14 protein-coding genes are annotated in these 16541 nt (G+C 69.9%); 6 read left to right on the top strand and 8 right to left on the bottom strand.

Translation table 11 applies throughout. From position 1 onward, the window contains the following. Positions 1-44: 44 nt before the first annotated feature. Positions 45-944 (bottom strand): hypothetical protein, encoded by a 900-nt coding sequence (locus OG395_RS41525; RefSeq protein ID WP_327247512.1) that lies wholly within the window; start codon positions 942-944, stop codon positions 45-47. Between the two features lie 67 nt (positions 945-1011). Beyond that, positions 1012-2988, bottom strand: a complete 1977-nt coding sequence (locus OG395_RS41520) for an acetoacetate--CoA ligase (RefSeq protein ID WP_327247511.1) — start codon at positions 2986-2988, stop codon at positions 1012-1014. 181 nt (positions 2989-3169) lie between these two features. Here OG395_RS41520 and OG395_RS41515 point away from each other — a divergent pair, with 181 nt between their 5' ends. Beyond that, entirely contained in the window at positions 3170-5524 is a 2355-nt protein-coding gene (locus OG395_RS41515) for a glycoside hydrolase family 31 protein (protein WP_327247510.1), read from the top strand. Between the two features lie 5 nt (positions 5525-5529). On the opposite strand, the gene OG395_RS41510 is transcribed toward OG395_RS41515, so the two are convergent. Then, the gene (locus OG395_RS41510; RefSeq protein WP_327249625.1) at positions 5530-5985 is read right to left on the bottom strand and encodes an NUDIX domain-containing protein; all 456 of its coding nucleotides are present in this window, start codon (positions 5983-5985) and stop codon (positions 5530-5532) included. A 166-nt stretch (positions 5986-6151) separates the two neighbouring features. On the opposite strand from OG395_RS41510, the gene OG395_RS41505 reads away from it, so the two are divergent. The 4 genes from OG395_RS41505 to OG395_RS41490 all read left to right on the top strand — a co-directional run bounded on the left by OG395_RS41505 (position 6152) and on the right by OG395_RS41490 (position 9023). Continuing rightward, entirely contained in the window at positions 6152-6958 is an 807-nt protein-coding gene (locus tag OG395_RS41505; RefSeq protein ID WP_327247509.1) for a M15 family metallopeptidase, read from the top strand. A gap of 125 nt (positions 6959-7083) precedes the next feature. Then, complete coding sequence (locus tag OG395_RS41500; RefSeq protein ID WP_327247508.1) at positions 7084-7431, top strand: DUF962 domain-containing protein; 348 nt, start codon at positions 7084-7086, stop codon at positions 7429-7431. A gap of 49 nt (positions 7432-7480) precedes the next feature. Further along, positions 7481-7885, top strand: coding sequence for a Zn-ribbon domain-containing OB-fold protein (locus tag OG395_RS41495; RefSeq protein WP_327247507.1), 405 nt, complete (start codon positions 7481-7483; stop codon positions 7883-7885). 376 nt (positions 7886-8261) lie between these two features. Continuing rightward, complete coding sequence (locus tag OG395_RS41490) at positions 8262-9023, top strand: MIP/aquaporin family protein (RefSeq protein ID WP_327247506.1); 762 nt, start codon at positions 8262-8264, stop codon at positions 9021-9023. Here OG395_RS41490 and OG395_RS41485 read toward each other — a convergent pair. After that, positions 9020-10111 carry an IS630 family transposase gene (locus OG395_RS41485; RefSeq protein ID WP_442818514.1) on the bottom strand — a complete coding sequence of 364 codons (1092 nt, stop codon included), beginning with the start codon at positions 10109-10111 and terminating at the stop codon, positions 9020-9022. The two genes, OG395_RS41490 and OG395_RS41485, sit on opposite strands and share 4 nt — an antisense overlap. A gap of 345 nt (positions 10112-10456) precedes the next feature. Here OG395_RS41485 and glpK point away from each other — a divergent pair, with 345 nt between their 5' ends. Further along, positions 10457-11974: a glycerol kinase GlpK gene (gene glpK, locus OG395_RS41480; RefSeq protein ID WP_327247505.1), complete on the top strand. Its 1518-nt coding sequence runs from the start codon at positions 10457-10459 to the stop codon at positions 11972-11974. 155 nt (positions 11975-12129) lie between these two features. Here glpK and OG395_RS41475 read toward each other — a convergent pair whose 3' ends face one another. From OG395_RS41475 to OG395_RS41460, 4 genes are read right to left on the bottom strand one after another with little or no spacing between them, the layout of a single operon-like run. After that, positions 12130-12735, bottom strand: coding sequence for a GTP-binding protein (locus tag OG395_RS41475; protein WP_327247504.1), 606 nt, complete (start codon positions 12733-12735; stop codon positions 12130-12132). Continuing rightward, entirely contained in the window at positions 12716-13153 is a 438-nt protein-coding gene (locus OG395_RS41470) for a DUF742 domain-containing protein (protein WP_327247503.1), read from the bottom strand. Before OG395_RS41470 ends, OG395_RS41475 begins: the two co-directional genes overlap by 20 nt. Positions 13154-13162: 9 nt before the next feature. Continuing rightward, positions 13163-13606: a roadblock/LC7 domain-containing protein gene (locus OG395_RS41465; RefSeq protein WP_327247502.1), complete on the bottom strand. Its 444-nt coding sequence runs from the start codon at positions 13604-13606 to the stop codon at positions 13163-13165. Next, the gene (locus tag OG395_RS41460; protein WP_327247501.1) at positions 13603-16524 is read right to left on the bottom strand and encodes a sensor histidine kinase; all 2922 of its coding nucleotides are present in this window, start codon (positions 16522-16524) and stop codon (positions 13603-13605) included. The genes OG395_RS41465 and OG395_RS41460 overlap by 4 nt, the downstream gene beginning before the upstream one ends. Between the last annotated feature and the right edge of the window lie 17 nt (positions 16525-16541).

Genomic DNA, 16541 nt, shown 5'->3' with positions numbered 1-16541 from the left:
GAAGGGGCTCCCCGCCACAGGTGGCGGGGAGCCCCTTTCTTCTCTCAGTGGTGGGCTTCCGGTTCGTCGGCGCCGATGTCGAAGCCGGCGCAGTACTCCACTCCCGACTCCGGCGAGACCGGGTCGCCGGTGTCCGCGTCGGTGCAGTAGGCACTGAAGACCTCGCCGGCGGTGAGCGGTACGAGGTTGCCCCGGGTCAGTCGCCAGCCGTGGACCCGGTCCGGGGTCCCGGGGTTGCTCGTACGGAGGACGAGTCCGCCGTGGCTTTCGAGGGCGACGCCGACGGCGAGGACGGTGACGAACTCTGCTCCCTCTCCGGATTCGAGTCGGGCCGGCCCCGTCGCGCCGCGCTCGGTGTGAAGGACGGCGAGCAGCTGCTCGTTCTCCGTGGGGGTGCTGCAGACGAGGTGATGGGTGCCCGGGCCCGCCGTTTCCAGGGTGCGCATCAGAAGGTGGGAGGCCCGGTCGAAGGCGGCGCGGCCGATGTCCTGGCCGCAGTCGGCACATTCACCGAGGTCGGCCAGGAGCACCGTGGCGTACTCCCAGGTGGCCTGGCGGACCGCTCGGGAGACGAGGAGCGGGATCAGGGTGTCGATGGGTTGCCCGGTGTAGGCGACGGTGGCTCCGGTGGCCGCGACTTCGGCGGTGAAACGGCTGCGGCTGGCCGGGGCATCTGGCGAGAGCCCGGATTCGGCGCAGTATTCCGCGTATTCCTCGGGGTCGAAGAGGGCGACCGTGGTGTGCATGCCCTGGGCCGCGAGGATTTTCAGCAGGCCCTCGACCTGCTGCAGATAGACGGTGTGGTCGTCGAAAGTGAAGGTGCGGTAGCGCCGCATGGCCGCGAAGTCCCGCTCGTCGGTCAGGAGGCCGATGGTGCTCGGTGCTTCGCGGCGCAGCGTGCGTCGCATGGACGTGGTGTTCCTGGTGTTCCCGGTGTGCGCCATGACTCCCCCGGTGCGCTGTCGAACATTGCTCACTCAGAGTAATCGCGGGCACTGACAGTGCGGACTGTCAGTGGCGCTTGCGGGCCAGGTCCTCGTAGAAATGGAGCAGTTCGAGGTTGTCGATCGAGCCGGGGTTGACGGCCTTGGCCAGCTCCGTTCCCTGGAGGAGGCGCTTGACCGGAACCTCGATGCGCTTGCCGGTGAGGGTGTGCGGAATGCCGGGTACCTCGATGACCTCGTCCGGGACGTGGCGCGGCGAGAGGTTGTCGCGGATGGTCTGTTTGATCCGGTCGCGCAGGCCGTCGTCGAGGGCGGAACCGTCGGCGAGGTGGACGAAGAGCGGCATCCAGTACCCCCCGTCGGGCTCCTCGATGCCGATGACCAGGGATTCTCGGATCTCGGGGAGGCGTTCGACCGCTTCATAGATGTCGGCGGAGCCCATCCGTACCCCCTGCCGGTTGAGGGTGGAGTCGGAGCGTCCATGGATGACGACCGAGCCGTGGTCGGTGAGGGTGATCCAGTCGCCGTGGCGCCAGACGCCCGGGTACATCTCGAAGTAGCTGTCGCGGTAGCGGCTGCCGTCCGGATCGTTCCAGAAGTGGATGGGCATCGAGGGCAGCGGGTTGGTGACGACCAGTTCGCCGACCTCGCCGAAGAGCGGTTTGCCTGCCGGGTCCCAGGACTGGAGGTCCGTACCGAGGCAGGGCGCCTGGAGCTCGCCGATGTGTACGGGCAGGGTGGGGACCGCGCCGGCGAAACAGCTGCAGACGTCCGTGCCGCCGCTGACGGAGGCGATCCAGAGGTTGTCCGCGACCTCGTCGTGGAGCCAGCGGAAGCCGTCGGGCGGAAGCGGGGAGCCGGTGGTGGCCACGCACTGGATGCGCGAGAGGTCGAAGTCGCGGCCCGGGTGGATGTCGGCCTTGCGGCACGCCATGACGTAGGCGGCGGAGGTGCCGAAGAGGGTGGCGCCGGTCTGTTCGGCGACGCGCCACTGGGCGCTGACGTCCGGGTAGCCGGGGCTTCCGTCGTACAGCACGACGGTGGTGCCTGTGAGCAGGCCGGAGACGAGGAAGTTCCACATCATCCAGCCGGTGGAGGTGTACCAGAAGAAGCGGTCGTCGGGCCCGAGGTCGCAATGCAGTCCGAGCTGCTTGAAGTGCTCGATGAGGATGCCGCCCTGGGACTGGACGATCGCTTTGGGGAGCCCGGTGGTGCCGGAGGAGTACAGCACCCACAGCGGGTGGTCGAAGGGGACCTGCTCGAAGACGGGTTCGGTGTCCGCGGAGGTGAGTGCGGACCATTCGAGGGCGCCTTCGGGGGCGGGGGTGCCGAGCAGCGGGATGTGGACGACGGCGCGCAGGGTGGGGAGTTCGCGGCGCAGTTCGGCGACCGTCTCGGAGCGGTCGTGTTCCTTGCCGCCGTAGCGGTAGCCGTCGACGGTGAAGAGGACGACGGGTTCGACCTGCTGGAACCGGTCGAGGACGCTGCGGGCACCGAAATCCGGGGCGCACGAGGTCCAGACACCGCCGACGGCCGCGGTGGCGAGAAGCGCGACGACCGACTGCGGAATATTGGGGAGGTAGCCGCTGACGCGGTCGCCGGGGCGAACCCCCAGGGCACGGAGTTCGGCGGCGAGGGAGCCGACCTGACGGCGGAGTTCGGACCAGCTGACCGGGAGCTGGGTGTGGGTCTCGTCGACATGGAGGAGGGCCGGTGCGTCGGCGCGGAGGGGGTCCTCGGCCGTGCGCAGGGCGTGTTCCGCGTAGTTGAGGGTGGCGCCGGGGAACCACTGGGCGCCGGGCATGGTGCGGTCGCCGATGACGGTCTCGTACGGGGTGGAGAACCGGATGTCGAACCAGTCGGCGACGGCCTGCCAGAAGGTGTCCAGTTCGTCGACGGACCAGCGGTGCAGCTCCGAATAGCCGCCTTCGGCCGGTGCTCCGTACCGCTCGGCCGCCCAGCTCTGGAAGCGGGTGACCGCCGCGGCGGCGCTGCGCTCGGGGTCGGGCTGCCAGAGGGTGGCTTCGTTTGCTGCTGAGGTCATGGGGCGGCTCCCTGGCTGTACGGGTACGCGGGGTGGGCGTGTCACGGACGATGCCACGTGATCGTCTTCCGCACCAGGGTTCCCCACCCATGGTTACTTGTCCGGCTATGTGGTCCGGCCACGGGTGAACGGAAGTTGAACGGAGCCCGCTGACGCCTCGTCGGGTGGCAGGGTGAGCTGCATGAACGGTCGTGACCTGGTGCGCTCGGTGAAAATGGTGGGTTCGGTGCGGGGGATGCGCACGGTGCGCTCGGCCTGGCGGCGGCAACGTGCGGATGCGCGGGCGCTGTCGCCCCGCGGCCCGGAGCGGGCCAGGGTGCCCGGTCTGCTGGCGGGGGCTGAGCCCGGGCCCGGTGGTGGTGTGGTCAGGTTCGCCCGTTCGGAGCTGTGTATCCGGGTTTCGGCGGGCGGTGCGGTGTTCTGGGCGTGGGACGGGGCGGAGCCGCTGCCGTCGTACGCGCTGCCCGGTCCGGCGCCGGAGCCGGATCCGCGTGCCCTGCTGGAGCCGGACAAGGACGGTGGCTGGCAGGTGGTGTCGGAGCGGCTGACCGTGGTGGTGTCGCGGCACGGGGCGGTGGAACTGCGCACGCCCGGCGGTGTGGTGCTCCGGCGGGAGCTGCCACCGCGATGGTGGGAGCCGGTGGCGGGGGGTGCCTCCCGGTGGGTGCAGCGGTCCGAGCTGCCGGCGGACGCCCGGTTCTTCGGGCTGGGCGGGCGGGGGGCGGGGCCTCGGCTGCGGGACGGTTCGTACGCGCTGTGGAACACCGATCCGGGCGGGCGCTTCGGACCCGGTGACGATCCGCTGTATCTGACGATGCCGGTGCAGGTGGTGGTCTCGGACGCGGGGACGCATCTGGTGTTCCACGACAACACCTGGGCGGGGCGGGTGACGCTCAGCGAGGGCGAGGAGGGCGCGGGGTCCGGGCATGACCGTCCGGGGATGTGCGAGGTGCGGATGGACGGGGGGCCGCTGCGCTGCTGGGCGTTGGCGGGGACGCCTGCCCGGGTGCTTCAGGGCTGGACGGCTCTGACGGGTGCGCCGGCGCTGCCGCCGTCCTGGGCGCTCGGTCCGCAGCACGCCCGCTGGGGGTTCGGGAGCGAGCGGGAGGTGCGGCGGGTGGTCGCCGGGTACCGGGAGCGGGGGCTGCCGCTGTCCGTGCTGCATCTGGACATCGACCATTACGACGGCCATCGGGTGTTCACCGTCGACCGTGAGCGGTTCCCCGATCTGGCGGGGCTGGCGGAGGAACTGCGGGAGGAGGACGGGGTGCGGCTGGTGTCGATCGTCGATCCGGCGGTGAAGGCGGAGCCGGGGAACGCGGTGTTCGATGCCGGTTCGGCGGTCGGCGGTGCCGGGGCGTTCGTGCGGGACGCGCGGGGGCGGGCGGTGCACGGGGAGGTATGGCCCGGGGAGTGCGTGTACCCGGACTTCACCGATCCGCAGGTGCGGGAGTGGTGGGGCGGTCTGTACGAGGAGCGGCTGGCGCAGGGGTTCTCCGGGGTGTGGCACGACATGAACGAGCCGGTGTCGTTCACGGCGTTCGGTGAGCCGACGCTGCCGCGGTCGGCGCGGCACTGTCTGGAGGGCCTCGGGGGCGATCACCGGGAGGCCCACAATGTGTACGGGCTGGCGATGGCGCGGGCCGGGTACGAGGGGCTCCGCCGGCTGCGTCCGGACGAGCGGCCGTTCCTGTTCTCGCGTTCCGGCTGGGCGGGGATACAGCGGTACGGGGGTACCTGGTCCGGTGATGTGGAGTCGAGCTGGCCGGGCTTGCGCGCCTCGCTGGCGCTGGTGCTGGGGCTCGGCCTGTGCGGGGTGCCGTATTCGGGCCCTGATGTGGGGGGCTTCGACGGGTCGCCGTCCCCCGAGCTGTATCTGCGGTGGTTCCAGCTGGGTGCTTTTCTGCCGTTGTTCCGTACGCACTCGGCGATGGACGCGGGGCGACGGGAGCCGTGGGAGTTCGGGCCGGAGGTGCTGCAGCACGCGAGGGCGGCGCTGGAGGAGCGGGAGCGGCTGCGTCCGTACTTTGTGACGCTGGCGCAGCTGGCCCGGCTGACGGGTGCGCCGTATGTGCGGCCGCTGTGGTGGGGGGCGCACGGGGACCGGGCGCTGCGGGACTGCGAGGACGCGTTTCTGCTCGGCGACGCACTGCTGGTGGCGCCAGTGCTGCAGCGGGGCACGGACCGGCGGGCGGTACGGCTGCCGCGGGGACGGTGGTACGACACGGCGACCGGCGAGGTGCACGAGGGGCCGGGGCAGGTCCTCGTCGATGCGCCGTTGTCCCGGGTGCCGGTGCTGGCCCGGGCGGGTGCGGTGATTCCGGTGCGCGGCGCGGACGGAGGGCTGGAACTGGAGGTGTGGGCTCCGGCTCCTGGGCGTACCGGGGGCGGACTGGTGGTCCGCGACGCGGGTGACGGATGGGAGCAGGCGGAGGTCGAGCGGTACACGTCACGGCTGTCGGGCGGCCAGGTCGTGGTGGAACGGGACGGTGGGGACGGTGAGGTGACCTGCCCCGTGCGGGTGCGCGGGGTGTGATGCCGTCAGCGGTAGCGATAGCGCCCTTCGAACCAGGCGCGGGCGACCTGGGTGTGCAGGGGGAAGGCCAGTTCGGCGGGGGCCCTGAGCAGGCTGTGGCCGGCTGTCTCGTCGGTGGGGACGGACGGCGGGAACTCGGCGGCCGGGCGTTGCGGGAGGAGGCCGAAGAGGAGCAGGTGACCGTCCGGCGCGCTGAGGGCGTCGGCGAGGCGGACATCCTGCTGGTCGGCCTCGATGCCGGTCTCCTCGCGGAGTTCACGGACAATTGCGTGTTGCCAGTCCTCGGCGTGGTCGATGAAGCCGCCGGGCAGGGCGAGGCCGCCGAGCCGGGGCTCGATGGCGCGGGTGATGACGACGAGCGCGGTGCCCTGCCGGTCGGTGACGGGGAGCAGGGCGACGGCGACCGGGAGGGGGTTGCGGTAGGCGATATCGCCGCAGACGGTACAGGTGCGGGGCCACATCGCGGATGCGGGCGAGGGATACGGCGCTCCGCAGCTGCTGCAGTGGGAGCCCTTCGTCGGTTGCTCCACCTGTTTCCTCCGCTCGGTCTTCTTTTCTGGCGCGGACACGCGCGGACTGTATCCGATCGTGCTTCCGGGACCCCCATGAGTCATGGATGATGCGCTCATGACAGGTATCGCTTCCGCTTTCCGTGTCCTGGCAGCCACTGCCGCCGCCCTGCTCGCCGTCACCGCCGCCACCCCCGCGGCGCAGGCGAAGGCCGAGCCGAAGGCGCCCGAGGAGTTCGTCGCACTCCGTTCGGTGGACCCCACGATCATCCAGGAGATGCGCTATCCCACCGGCCACAACTTCCTGGGCGAGCCGGTCGACGGGTACCGGCAGCCGCTCTGCATCCTCACCCGGCCCGCGGCCCAGGCCCTGCACCGGGCACAGACGCAGCTGCTGCGCCGGGGCTACTCGCTGAAGGTGTACGACTGCTACCGGCCGCAACGGGCCGTCGATCACTTCGTACGCTGGGCCGAGGATCTCGACGACGAGGCGATGAAGAGCGAGTTCTACCCCCGGGTCGACAAGACGCGACTGTTCACGGACGGTTACATCGCCGAGAAGTCCGGACACAGCCGCGGCAGCACGGTGGACCTGACGTTGGTGAGGCTGCCCGCCGTGCCGACCAGGCCGTACCGGCCGGGCGAACAACTGGTGCCCTGTTACGCGCCGCAGGCCGAGCGGTTCCCGGACAACTCGGTCGACATGGGCACGGGATTCGACTGCTTCGACACGCTGTCGCACACCGACGACCCGCGGATCCAGGGTGTGCAGCGAGCCAACCGGCAGTTCCTGAAGACGACGCTCACGGATGCCGGCTTCGTGAATCTGGCCGAGGAGTGGTGGCACTACACCTTCAAGCCTGAGCTGTTCCCGGACACCTACTTCGACTTCCCCGTGGCGCGGCGGTCCGTCGCAGGGCACTGAAGCCCGCGGCGCGCGGTGGGACAACGAGTGGCCGGGACCACCCCCGTGGGTTCCGGCCACTCGTCCCTCCTCTCGGACGTGGACCGGCCGTATCCGGTTGCGCTCCCAGCCATTACGGTGCCCGCATGTCACAGCAGACGTTCCTTTCGTACGAAGAGTTCTGGCCCTACTACGTGGCGATGCACTCCAGGGCGGCGACCCGGTGGGTCCATCTGACGGGGACCCTGACCGGGCTCGCGGTCACCGCCTACGGCCTGGCCCGTGGCCGGAAGCGGTATGCCGCGGCGCTGCCCCTGATCGGGTACGGCACGGCCTGGCCCGCGCACTTCTTGATCGAGAAGAACAATCCGGCCACCTTCGGGCACCCCGCGTGGTCGCTGCGCGGCGATGTGCAGATGATCCGGATGATGCTGGCGGGGCGCGACGGGGAGCTGGCGGAGATCGCTGCCAAGTGGCTCGCCGATAACCGCTGACCGTGGCGCACCACTGACATTTCGTCACATCCGCTGTCGGGGAGGGTGTTTGCCGCATTCGCACATACCCGTGGTGACCGGATGGTTCACCGAGGACAGCACCGAGGGGGACTTCCGGCTGCTGGGCACCCGGTGCTCGGCCTGCTCGTCGGTCTTCTTCCCGCGCCAGGACGCGTTCTGCCGCAATCCGGGCTACGCGGGCGGCGAGCTGGTCGAGACGTCGCTCTCCAAGCGGGGCACCGTCTGGTCGTACACCGACGGCCGCTACCGGCCCCCCGCCCCGTACGTCTCCGACCCGGACGTGCCCTGGGGGCCGTACACCCTGGTCGCCGTCGAGCTCGTGCGCGAGGGGGCGACAGCGCTCGGCGGCCGCATCCCGGTCAATCCGAGCGGCGGGCTCGCTTCGTTCGCGAAGCGGTACCGGCGCGGGCCATCGCCCAGGTCTGCGAGCTGACGTGGCAGCTGCGCGGCGGAGCGGCGGAGCGGCAGATTCCGGGGGCGCGCGCCGGAATCATCGCCAATCAGGGGCTGTTCGGGCACGGATCGGCGGTCGTCGCGGTCCGCTGAGATCTCCCACGTCCATCCACAACGCGCGGAAGCATCCGATCCGTGCATCGTGAACTGGGTTTGTTGTCAGCGTTCTTGACGGCCGATCAGCACCGGTGAACACTGCTTGCTCAGTCGCTGCCGCCGCTCCCGCTCTGCGGCAGTCCGACATGGTCACCACGCTCGTCACGGACAGCCGGGCGGGGCAGCGGGCCTGCCTTCCCTCGGCCACCGTAGCCATGGAAGCGACCGGCGAGACCCGCCGGACAACCCCCAGGAGCGCCATGAGCAATGGAGACATTTTCGTCGGGGAAGTCATCGGTACGGCGATCCTCATCCTGTTCGGCGCGGGTGTGTGCGCCGCCGTCACCCTCCACCACTCCAAGGCGAGAGCCGCTGGATGGGTGGTGATCGCCTTCGGCTGGGGCTTCGGTGTGCTGGCCGGTGCGTACACCGCGGCCCCGCTGTCCGGGGGGCATCTCAATCCGGCGGTCACGGTCGGCATCGCCGTCGACACCGGGAAGTGGGACAAGGTCCCCCTCTACATCCTGGGGCAGATGGTGGGCGCGATCATCGGTGCGCTGCTGGCCTGGCTCACGTACTACGCGCAGTTCCGCGCCAACGCGGACGAGAAGACGGCCGTGCCGACGCTGGGGATCTTCTCGACCGCTCCGGAGATCCGCAGTCCGGTTGCCAACCTCGGCACCGAGATCATCGCGACAACCGGTCTGGTGCTCCCGATCCTGGCCTTCGGGAAGAACGCCGGGATCGGGATCGGGCCGGTGGCGGGGGCAGGGGCTGGGGTCTACGGCTCCGGAATCTCCGTACTCCTGGTGTCCCTGCTGGTGGTGGGCATCGGACTGTCGCTCGGCGGACCCACCGGGTACGCGATCAATCCGGCCCGTGACCTCGGTCCGCGGCTGGTGCACGCACTGCTGCCGATACCGAACAAGGGAACCTCCGACTGGAGTTACTCCTGGATCCCGGTGGCGGGACCACTGGTGGGCGGGCTCCTGGCGGGTGTCGTCTTCCATGCCGCGTTCTAGTGTCCTGCGCCGGGAATTCGATCAAGATATGAGGCGAGGCGTTCGAGGATCTCGTCGGCGCTCTTCGTCCAGGCGAAGGGGCGGGGGTTGTCGTTCCAGGTCTTGATCCAGTTTCGGATGTCCTTCTCCAGCGCGTGGAGGGATTTGTGGGTGCCGCGCCGTATCTGCTTGTCTGTCAGGAGTCCGAACCAGCGCTCGACCTGGTTGAGCCAGGAGGAGTAGGTGGGGGTGAAGTGCATGTGGAACCGAGGGTGGGCCTCCAGCCATTTCCTGACCGCCGGCGACTTGTGGGTGCTGTAGTTGTCGCAAATCAGGTGGACGTCCAGGCCGGCAGGGACCTCCTTGTCGAGCTTGGTGAGGAACTTCTTGAACTCGACGGTCCGGTGGCGGCGGTGGATGGAGCCGATGATCTCGCCGGTGGCCACGTCCAGGGCGGCGAACAGGGTGGTGACGCCGTGACGGATGTAGTCGTGGGTGCGGCGTTCTGGCATACCCGGCATCATCGGCAGCACCGGGGCGGACCGGTCCAGTGCCTGGATCTGGGACTTCTCATCCACACACAGGACCAGGGCACGCTCGGGCGGGTCGAGGTAGAGGCCGACCACGTCGCGGACCTTCTCGATGAACTGCGGGTCGTTGGACAGCTTGAACGTGTCCACCTGGTGCGGCTTGAGGCCGAATGCCTTCCAGATCCGGCCGACCGTGGACTTCGACAGTCCGCTCTCAGCCGCCATCGAAGCCCTCGACCAGTGGGTGGCGTCCTTCGGGGACCTCTCGAGCGTGGCGACGACTACATCCTCGACCCGCTCATCGGTGATCTTCCTCGGACCGCCGGGCCGGGGCTCGTCCACCAGCCCCTCCATCCGCAGTTCCAGGAAGCGCCGCCGCCACTTGCCCACGGTCTGCGGCCAGATACCCAACTCGTCGGCAACCTGCCGGTTCGTCTTCCCGTCCGCGCACCCCAGCACGATCCGGCACCGCTGAGCCAACGCCTGCGAAGACTTCGCCCGCCGCGACCAGCGCACCAACGTCGCCCGTTCGTCCTCGGACAACACCAGCTCGGCCATCGGCCGTCCCATCTTCGCCATGAAAGCAGTCTACTTATTCAACGAATTCCCGGCGCAGGACACTAGGTGCCGTGACCGGCAATGTTTGCGCCATGAGGAGCGTCGTCCCGTGCGTGCGATCGCAAGGCGGACAGAAGTCCTCGGATGGTGTCTCCCCTGCTCGAACGGAGTGGAGAGCTTGGGGAAGGAGCCACCAGGGCCTTTGGCCGACGCGGAAGGGGGTCCCCCTGGCCCTCAAAACCTTGGGGGAGGGCGTGCCGGACGGTGCGACGGGGCACAGCGTGCCGGGAGGGGCACTGGCCATCCGGGTTCCGGTCATCCAGGTTCTTTCACTTCGAATTCTCGACCTTGCGACAAGGGGACGTCATGACGGGCAGTTTTGTCGCCGCCATCGATCAGGGCACCACATCAAGCCGCTGCATCATCTTCGACCAGGGCGGCGCGATTGTCGCCGTCGACCAGCGCGAGCACCGCCAGATCTTCCCGAAACCCGGCTGGGTGGAGCACGATGCCACCGAGATCTGGACCACGGTCCAGGCCGTGGTGGCAGGTGCGCTCGCCCATGCCGGGCTACGGGCGCAGCAGCTCAGCGCGCTCGGCATCACCAACCAGCGCGAGACGACCGTGCTCTGGGACCGGGCGACCGGGCAGCCCGTCCACAACGCCATCGTCTGGCAGGACACCCGTACGGCCGCTCTCTGCCACGAGCTCGGCGGCGCGGACGGTCAGGACCGCTTCCGGGACATCACCGGGCTTCCGCTGGCCAGTTACTTCTCCGGTCCCAAGGCCGCCTGGCTGCTGGACCACGTACCGGGGCTGCGGAGCCGAGCCGAGCGGGGCGAGATCGCCTTCGGCACCATGGACTCCTGGCTGATCTGGAACCTCACCGGCGGCACGGACGGCGGAGTCCATGTCACGGACGTGACCAATGCGTCGCGCACGATGCTGATGAATCTGGAGACGCTGGAGTGGGATCCGTCGATCCTCACGGCGATGAACGTCCCGGCGGCGGTGCTTCCGGAGATCCGGTCGTCGGCGGAGGTGTACGGGACCGCGGTCGGCGCGGTCGCCGGGGTGCCGGTGGCCTCCGCGCTCGGCGACCAGCAGGCGGCGGTCTTCGGGCAGGCCTGTTACGAGCCGGGTACCGCCAAGAACACGTACGGCACCGGGAGTTTCCTGCTCCTCAACACCGGGAACAGGCCCGTGCCGTCGAAGAGCGGGCTGATCACCACGCTCGGCTACAAGATCGGCGACCAGGCCCCCGTCTACTGTCTGGAGGGCTCGATCGCGATCACCGGGGCCCTGGTCCAGTGGTTCCGCGACCAGCTCGGGATCATCCGGAGCGCCGAGGAGATCGAGACGCTGGCGGCGAGCGTCGACGACAACGGCGGGGCGTACATCGTTCCTGCCTTCTCCGGGCTGTTCGCCCCCTACTGGCGTTCGGACGCCCGGGGGGTCATCACGGGGCTCACCGGTTACGTCACCAAGGCGCATCTGGCCCGCGCCGTTCTGGAGGCGACCAGCTGGCAGACGCGTGAGGTCGTCGACGCGATGTACCAGGACTCGGGGGTGCCGATCACGACGCTCAAGGTGGACGGCGGGATGACGGCGAACCGGCTGCTCATGCAGCACCAGGCGGATGTTCTGGGGGTTCCGGTGATCCGACCGAAGATCTCCGAGACGACGTGTCTGGGCGCGGCGTACGCGGCGGGGCTTGCGACCGGCGTGTGGTCGGGGCTCGACGAGCTCAAGACGCACTGGCAGCGCGATGTGGAGTGGGAACCGCGTCTGGAGCCGGAGATCCGTGAGCGCGAGTACGACAACTGGCGCAAGGCGGTGGAGCGGAGCCTGGGCTGGGAGGAGGAGGGCGCGGGCAGCAGGTAGAGGCTCCGTTCCCGGTCCCGGAGGCGGTTGCGGACACGGTCCCGTGCCCGGTTACGGAGTACGCGGTTCCCTCCGCGATCCCGCATCCGGTGGCCCAACGACGCGCGGCCCGTACCCCGGTCGGCGGGGGTACGGGCCGCGTTCAGCCGCTGTGCTCAGGTGGTGGCCGGCTCGCGGAACCGGTCCGCGCGGGCGAGTGCGTGCTCGACGACCGCCACCAGCACGTCCCGTACCGAGGACCGGTCGCGCGCATCGCACACGAGCACCGGTACCTCGGGGTCGAGGTCCAGCGCCGCCTGCACCGTTTCCGTCGGGAACCGGTCGGCTCCCTCGAAGCAGTTGACGGCGACGGTGAACGGGATAGCGCGCTGCTCGAAGTAGTCGACGGCCGCGAAGCAGTCCTCCAGGCGCCGGGTGTCGGCGAGGACGACCGCGCCCAGGGCTCCCTGGGCCAGTTCGTCCCAGAGGAACCAGAACCGGTCCTGCCCCGGTGTGCCGAAGAGATACAGCACCAGGTCCTCGCGGAGCGTGATCCGCCCGAAGTCCATGGCCACCGTGGTGGTGGTCTTGGACTCGACTCCGGCCGTGTCGTCCACCGGGCGGCCGGCCTCGCTCAGCCGCTCCTCCGTACGTAGCGGTCTGATCTCGCTGACCGCGCCCACCAGCGTCGTCTTGCCCACGCCGAAGCCGCCCGCCACCAGGATTTTCAAGGTAACCGGCTCCACGGGCCGCCTGCTGCGGCTAGAGCGCCCGAAGGCCATTGATCACCTCGCGAAGAATGTTCACATCCGGCAGCTCGGCCGGCGGAACGGGACGGGTCACATGCACCAGCTCGTCCTCGACGAGATCGCCGACCAGCACCCGGACCACCCCGACGGGGAGATCCAGACCGGACGCCAGCTCGGCGATCGACTGGGGCATGTTGCTGCAGAGTTCGACGATCTCCACGTGTTCCGGGGAGAGCGTCTGGTCCCGGCCGGGGTCGTCGGCCGCCGGTTCGGGGACGACGATCGCGATCAGGTCGAGGCGGTGGCAGGACGCGCTGCTGGTACGGCCCCGGGTCATCGCGTACGGACGGACCACCGGCCCCGCATCGGCGTCGTACCACCGTGACGACTGCGGGTCGGTGGGAGCGGCCGGGGATCCGGGGGGTGTGCCCCAGGACGAGTCAGCGCTCATGCCCGCCCCTCACCCTCCGGCGGGCAGACCGGGCGTCCGTGGGGCGTTGGCCAGGTGTGCCCCCACACGCTTGACCATCAGTGTCATCTCGTACGCCACCTGCCCCACGTCGGAGTCCGAGTCGGCCAGCACGGCGAGACAGCTGCCGTCACCGGCGGCCGTGACGAAGAGGAACGCCTCGTCGAGTTCGACGACGGTCTGACGGACACGGCCCGCGTCGAAATGGCGCCCGACGCCCTTGGCGAGGCTGTGGAATCCGGAGGCGACGGCCGCCAGGTGCTCACTGTCCTCCCGGGTCAGGTCCTTGGACGTGCCGGTGGGGAGGCCGTCGCTGGAGAGCACCAGCGCCTTACGGATACTGCCGACCCGCTCGACGAGTTCGTCGAGCAGCCAGTTGAGTTCGCCGGATCCCTGGCGTGTGGCGTTGGATGCTGCGGCGTTCGGTGCGGTCATCGACCGTCCCCTCCCGGAGTGATTCCTTGTGCTGTCTCACCGGGCCCGGTCGCTTCCTCGGCGTTCTGCCGACGGCCGCGCTGCCAGCCTCGCTGCAGCGATGCCATTCGGCTGCGTACCTCGTCCGCGTCCCGCTCGATGTCCTCGGCCGGTTCCGCGCGGGCCGGCTCGGAAGCACGTCCGCCGGATGTTTCGCGGAGCTGCGGGGCGAGGTTGGCCTGCCGGATCCGGCGGGGCAGTCCGCCCACGGTTCCCGGGTGCGATGAGGGTGCGGGCGGTGGTGTCGCTTCAGGGGGTGCCGACGCGGGTGCGGCGGGCTCGGTGGATGTCCGGAAGCCGGTGGGCTGCCGGGGTTCGGTGGGCCGCCCGGTGACGGCGACGGAGGCCCAGGCGTCGCTGGTGGACTGCCCGGGTGCGGAGGAGGAGCGGTCGTTGTCGTACGAGGGCGCGCCGCTGCCCCTTCCGGTGGCCGCGGGCTCGTGGGCGGTGGTCGTCGGGTGCGTGCGACCGGCATCGTCGATGCGGCGCCCCCGGTCGGTGACCAGCGTCGGCGACTTGCGGCGGGGCAGCGGCACCGGGCCGCCGGAGCGCATCGCCCGGACATCGGCCGTGGATCCGGAGATCTGGTCGGACGCCTGCTGGTGCTGTTCGCGGTCGGCGTCACGCCGGAGGTCGCGGGCGCGGAAGATGCCACCGCGTTCGCTTTCGGTGTCTTCGATGTCGGACACTCCGTCGAGAACCGGGCCGAGTACGGAATCGAGTACGGGATCCGGCATGAAGCCGAGTGCGTCGACCGGCCCTTCGAGTTCGACCGGTCCGTCCAGGACGGTCGGGTCCGCGAGCCCGCTGGGGACCGGAGCGAGTACGCCGGGCCTGGACTCGCCCGGGCGATCGGCTGTCCGCCCGTCCGATGCGCCGTCCCTGCGGTTCTTGTCCCTGCGCGGCCCCTCCTTGCCGGTCCTGCCACTGCCGATCGCCTTCTCGGCCCGCCGGTCGAGGCGGAATCCCGAGCCGTGCGTATCGGCGGCGTCGGTGAGCAGGGCCGCCGGAATGAAGACGACGGCGGTCGTGCCTCCGTACGGGGAGGTCTGCAGGGAGACCCGGACGTTCTGTCGCTGGGCCAGTCGGCTCACCACGAAGAGGCCGAGCCGGTCGGTGTCGGAGAGCTCGAACTCGGGCGTCTCGGCGAGCCGCAGATTGGCGTCCAGAAGGACCTCGGGCGGCATGCCGAGGCCACGGTCGTGGATCTCGAGGGTGAAGCCGTTGGCGACGCGTTCGCCGTGCACCTGGACCGCGGTGTGCGGGGGCGAGAACACGGTGGCGTTCTCCAGGAGTTCGGCGATCAGGTGGGTGAGGTCGGCGACGGCGGGCCCGCCCACGCCGAGGCGCGGCAGCCGGCGGACCTCGACGCGCTCGTAGTCCTCGACCTCGGCGACGGCCGCGCGCACCACGTCCATCAGCTGGATCGGCTTGCGCCACTGGCGGGACGGCGCGGCGCCGGAGAGGATCACGAGGCCCTCGGCGTGCCGCCTCATGCGGGTGGTGAGGTGGTCCAGGCGGAAGAGATCCGCGAGTTCGTCGGTGTTCTCGGTGCGGCGCTCCATGGCGTCCAGCAGCGTCAACTGGCGGTGCAGCAGCACCTGGTTGCGGCGGGCGAGGTTGACGAAGACCTCGGAGACACCGCGGCGCATGTCGGCCTGCTTGACCGCGGCCTCGACGGCGGCGCGTTGCAGGGTGTTGAGTGCCTGGCCGACCTGGCCGATCTCGTCCTTCTCGTACCTCAGATGCGGGGCCTCGGTCTCGACGTCGACGTGCTCGCCCGCGGCGAGGCGGCGCATCACGCTCGGCAGCCGTACGCCGGAGACCTCGTGGGCGTCCTTGCGGAGCCGGGAGAGGTCCCGGACGAGCTCACGGCCGATGCGTACGGAGACGAAGACGGATACGAGCAGGGCGAGGAAGCCGAGAACGCCCGCGACACCGGCCTTGATCAGAACGCTGTATCCGGCGGGCCTGCCGCGGTCCTGGAAGCGGTTGTTCATCTCGGTCGAGTCGTTGGCCAGCCGGTCCAGGACCGGCGGGGCCACTTCCTGCCAGCGTTCGGCGTCGACCGCGCGGGGGTCGTCGGTGGGGCCCGCGGCGACAATCTTGTTCTCCGCGGTGCGCAGCGGCTCGCTCTCCGGGCTCGCCCAGTACTGCTCCACCCGCCGCCGCTCCGCCGCCGGGAGGGCCTCGCTGTTGATCTCGACGAGCAGCTTGCGGTTGGCGACGAGGTCGGAGATCTGTCGGAGTTCAGGGGCGTCGAGCCGGCCCGCGACGAGCGCCGAGGCGACCAGCGCGTCCTCCCGCGACAGCAGTTCGCGGGCCCGTGAGACGCCGACCAGAGCACGTAGCTGCTTGTCGAGCACCACGTCTTCCATGGTGTGGAGACCGGTCAGGAAGCGGTAGCAGGGGTCGATGAGACCGTTGTAGAAATCGAGTGCCTGATTACGGTCGATGGTGCGCTTCTCGACCGAGTCGCGGAGCGCACCGAGACCTTCGACGGCGCTGAGGATCGAATTGAGCTGCGCTTCGGCGTCGGTGCTCAGGGCGTCGCGAACACTCTTCTGCTGTGCGCTCTTCTTGACGTCCGCCACGACGCGGTCGGTGGCGGCACGTTCGCGGCGCAGCAGGGGAAGGGCGTCGGAGGCGCGGGGGTCCGCGAGGAAGACGAGGGTCTGCCGGCGCTCTTTCTGGACCACCCGGACGGTGTCCTCCAGCGGGTGGCCGACCTTCTCCACGATCGTGCTCGCACCCATCAAATGGTTGGCCTCGCGGCCGGTCAGGTAGGTGGCGAAACCCCAGAGGGCGGTGAGGGAGATGAGCGGCACCAGCAGCAACGCCACGATCTTCCTGCGGATGGACTTTCCGCGAAAGCGCATGGCCTCCCCCAGCTCAG

The organism is Streptomyces sp. NBC_01320 (assembly GCF_035974375.1).
Taxonomy (GTDB): domain Bacteria; phylum Actinomycetota; class Actinomycetes; order Streptomycetales; family Streptomycetaceae; genus Streptomyces; species Streptomyces yanii.
Note: the sequence above shows the minus strand (reverse complement) of the source record. Positions and strands in the feature narration are given on the sequence as shown.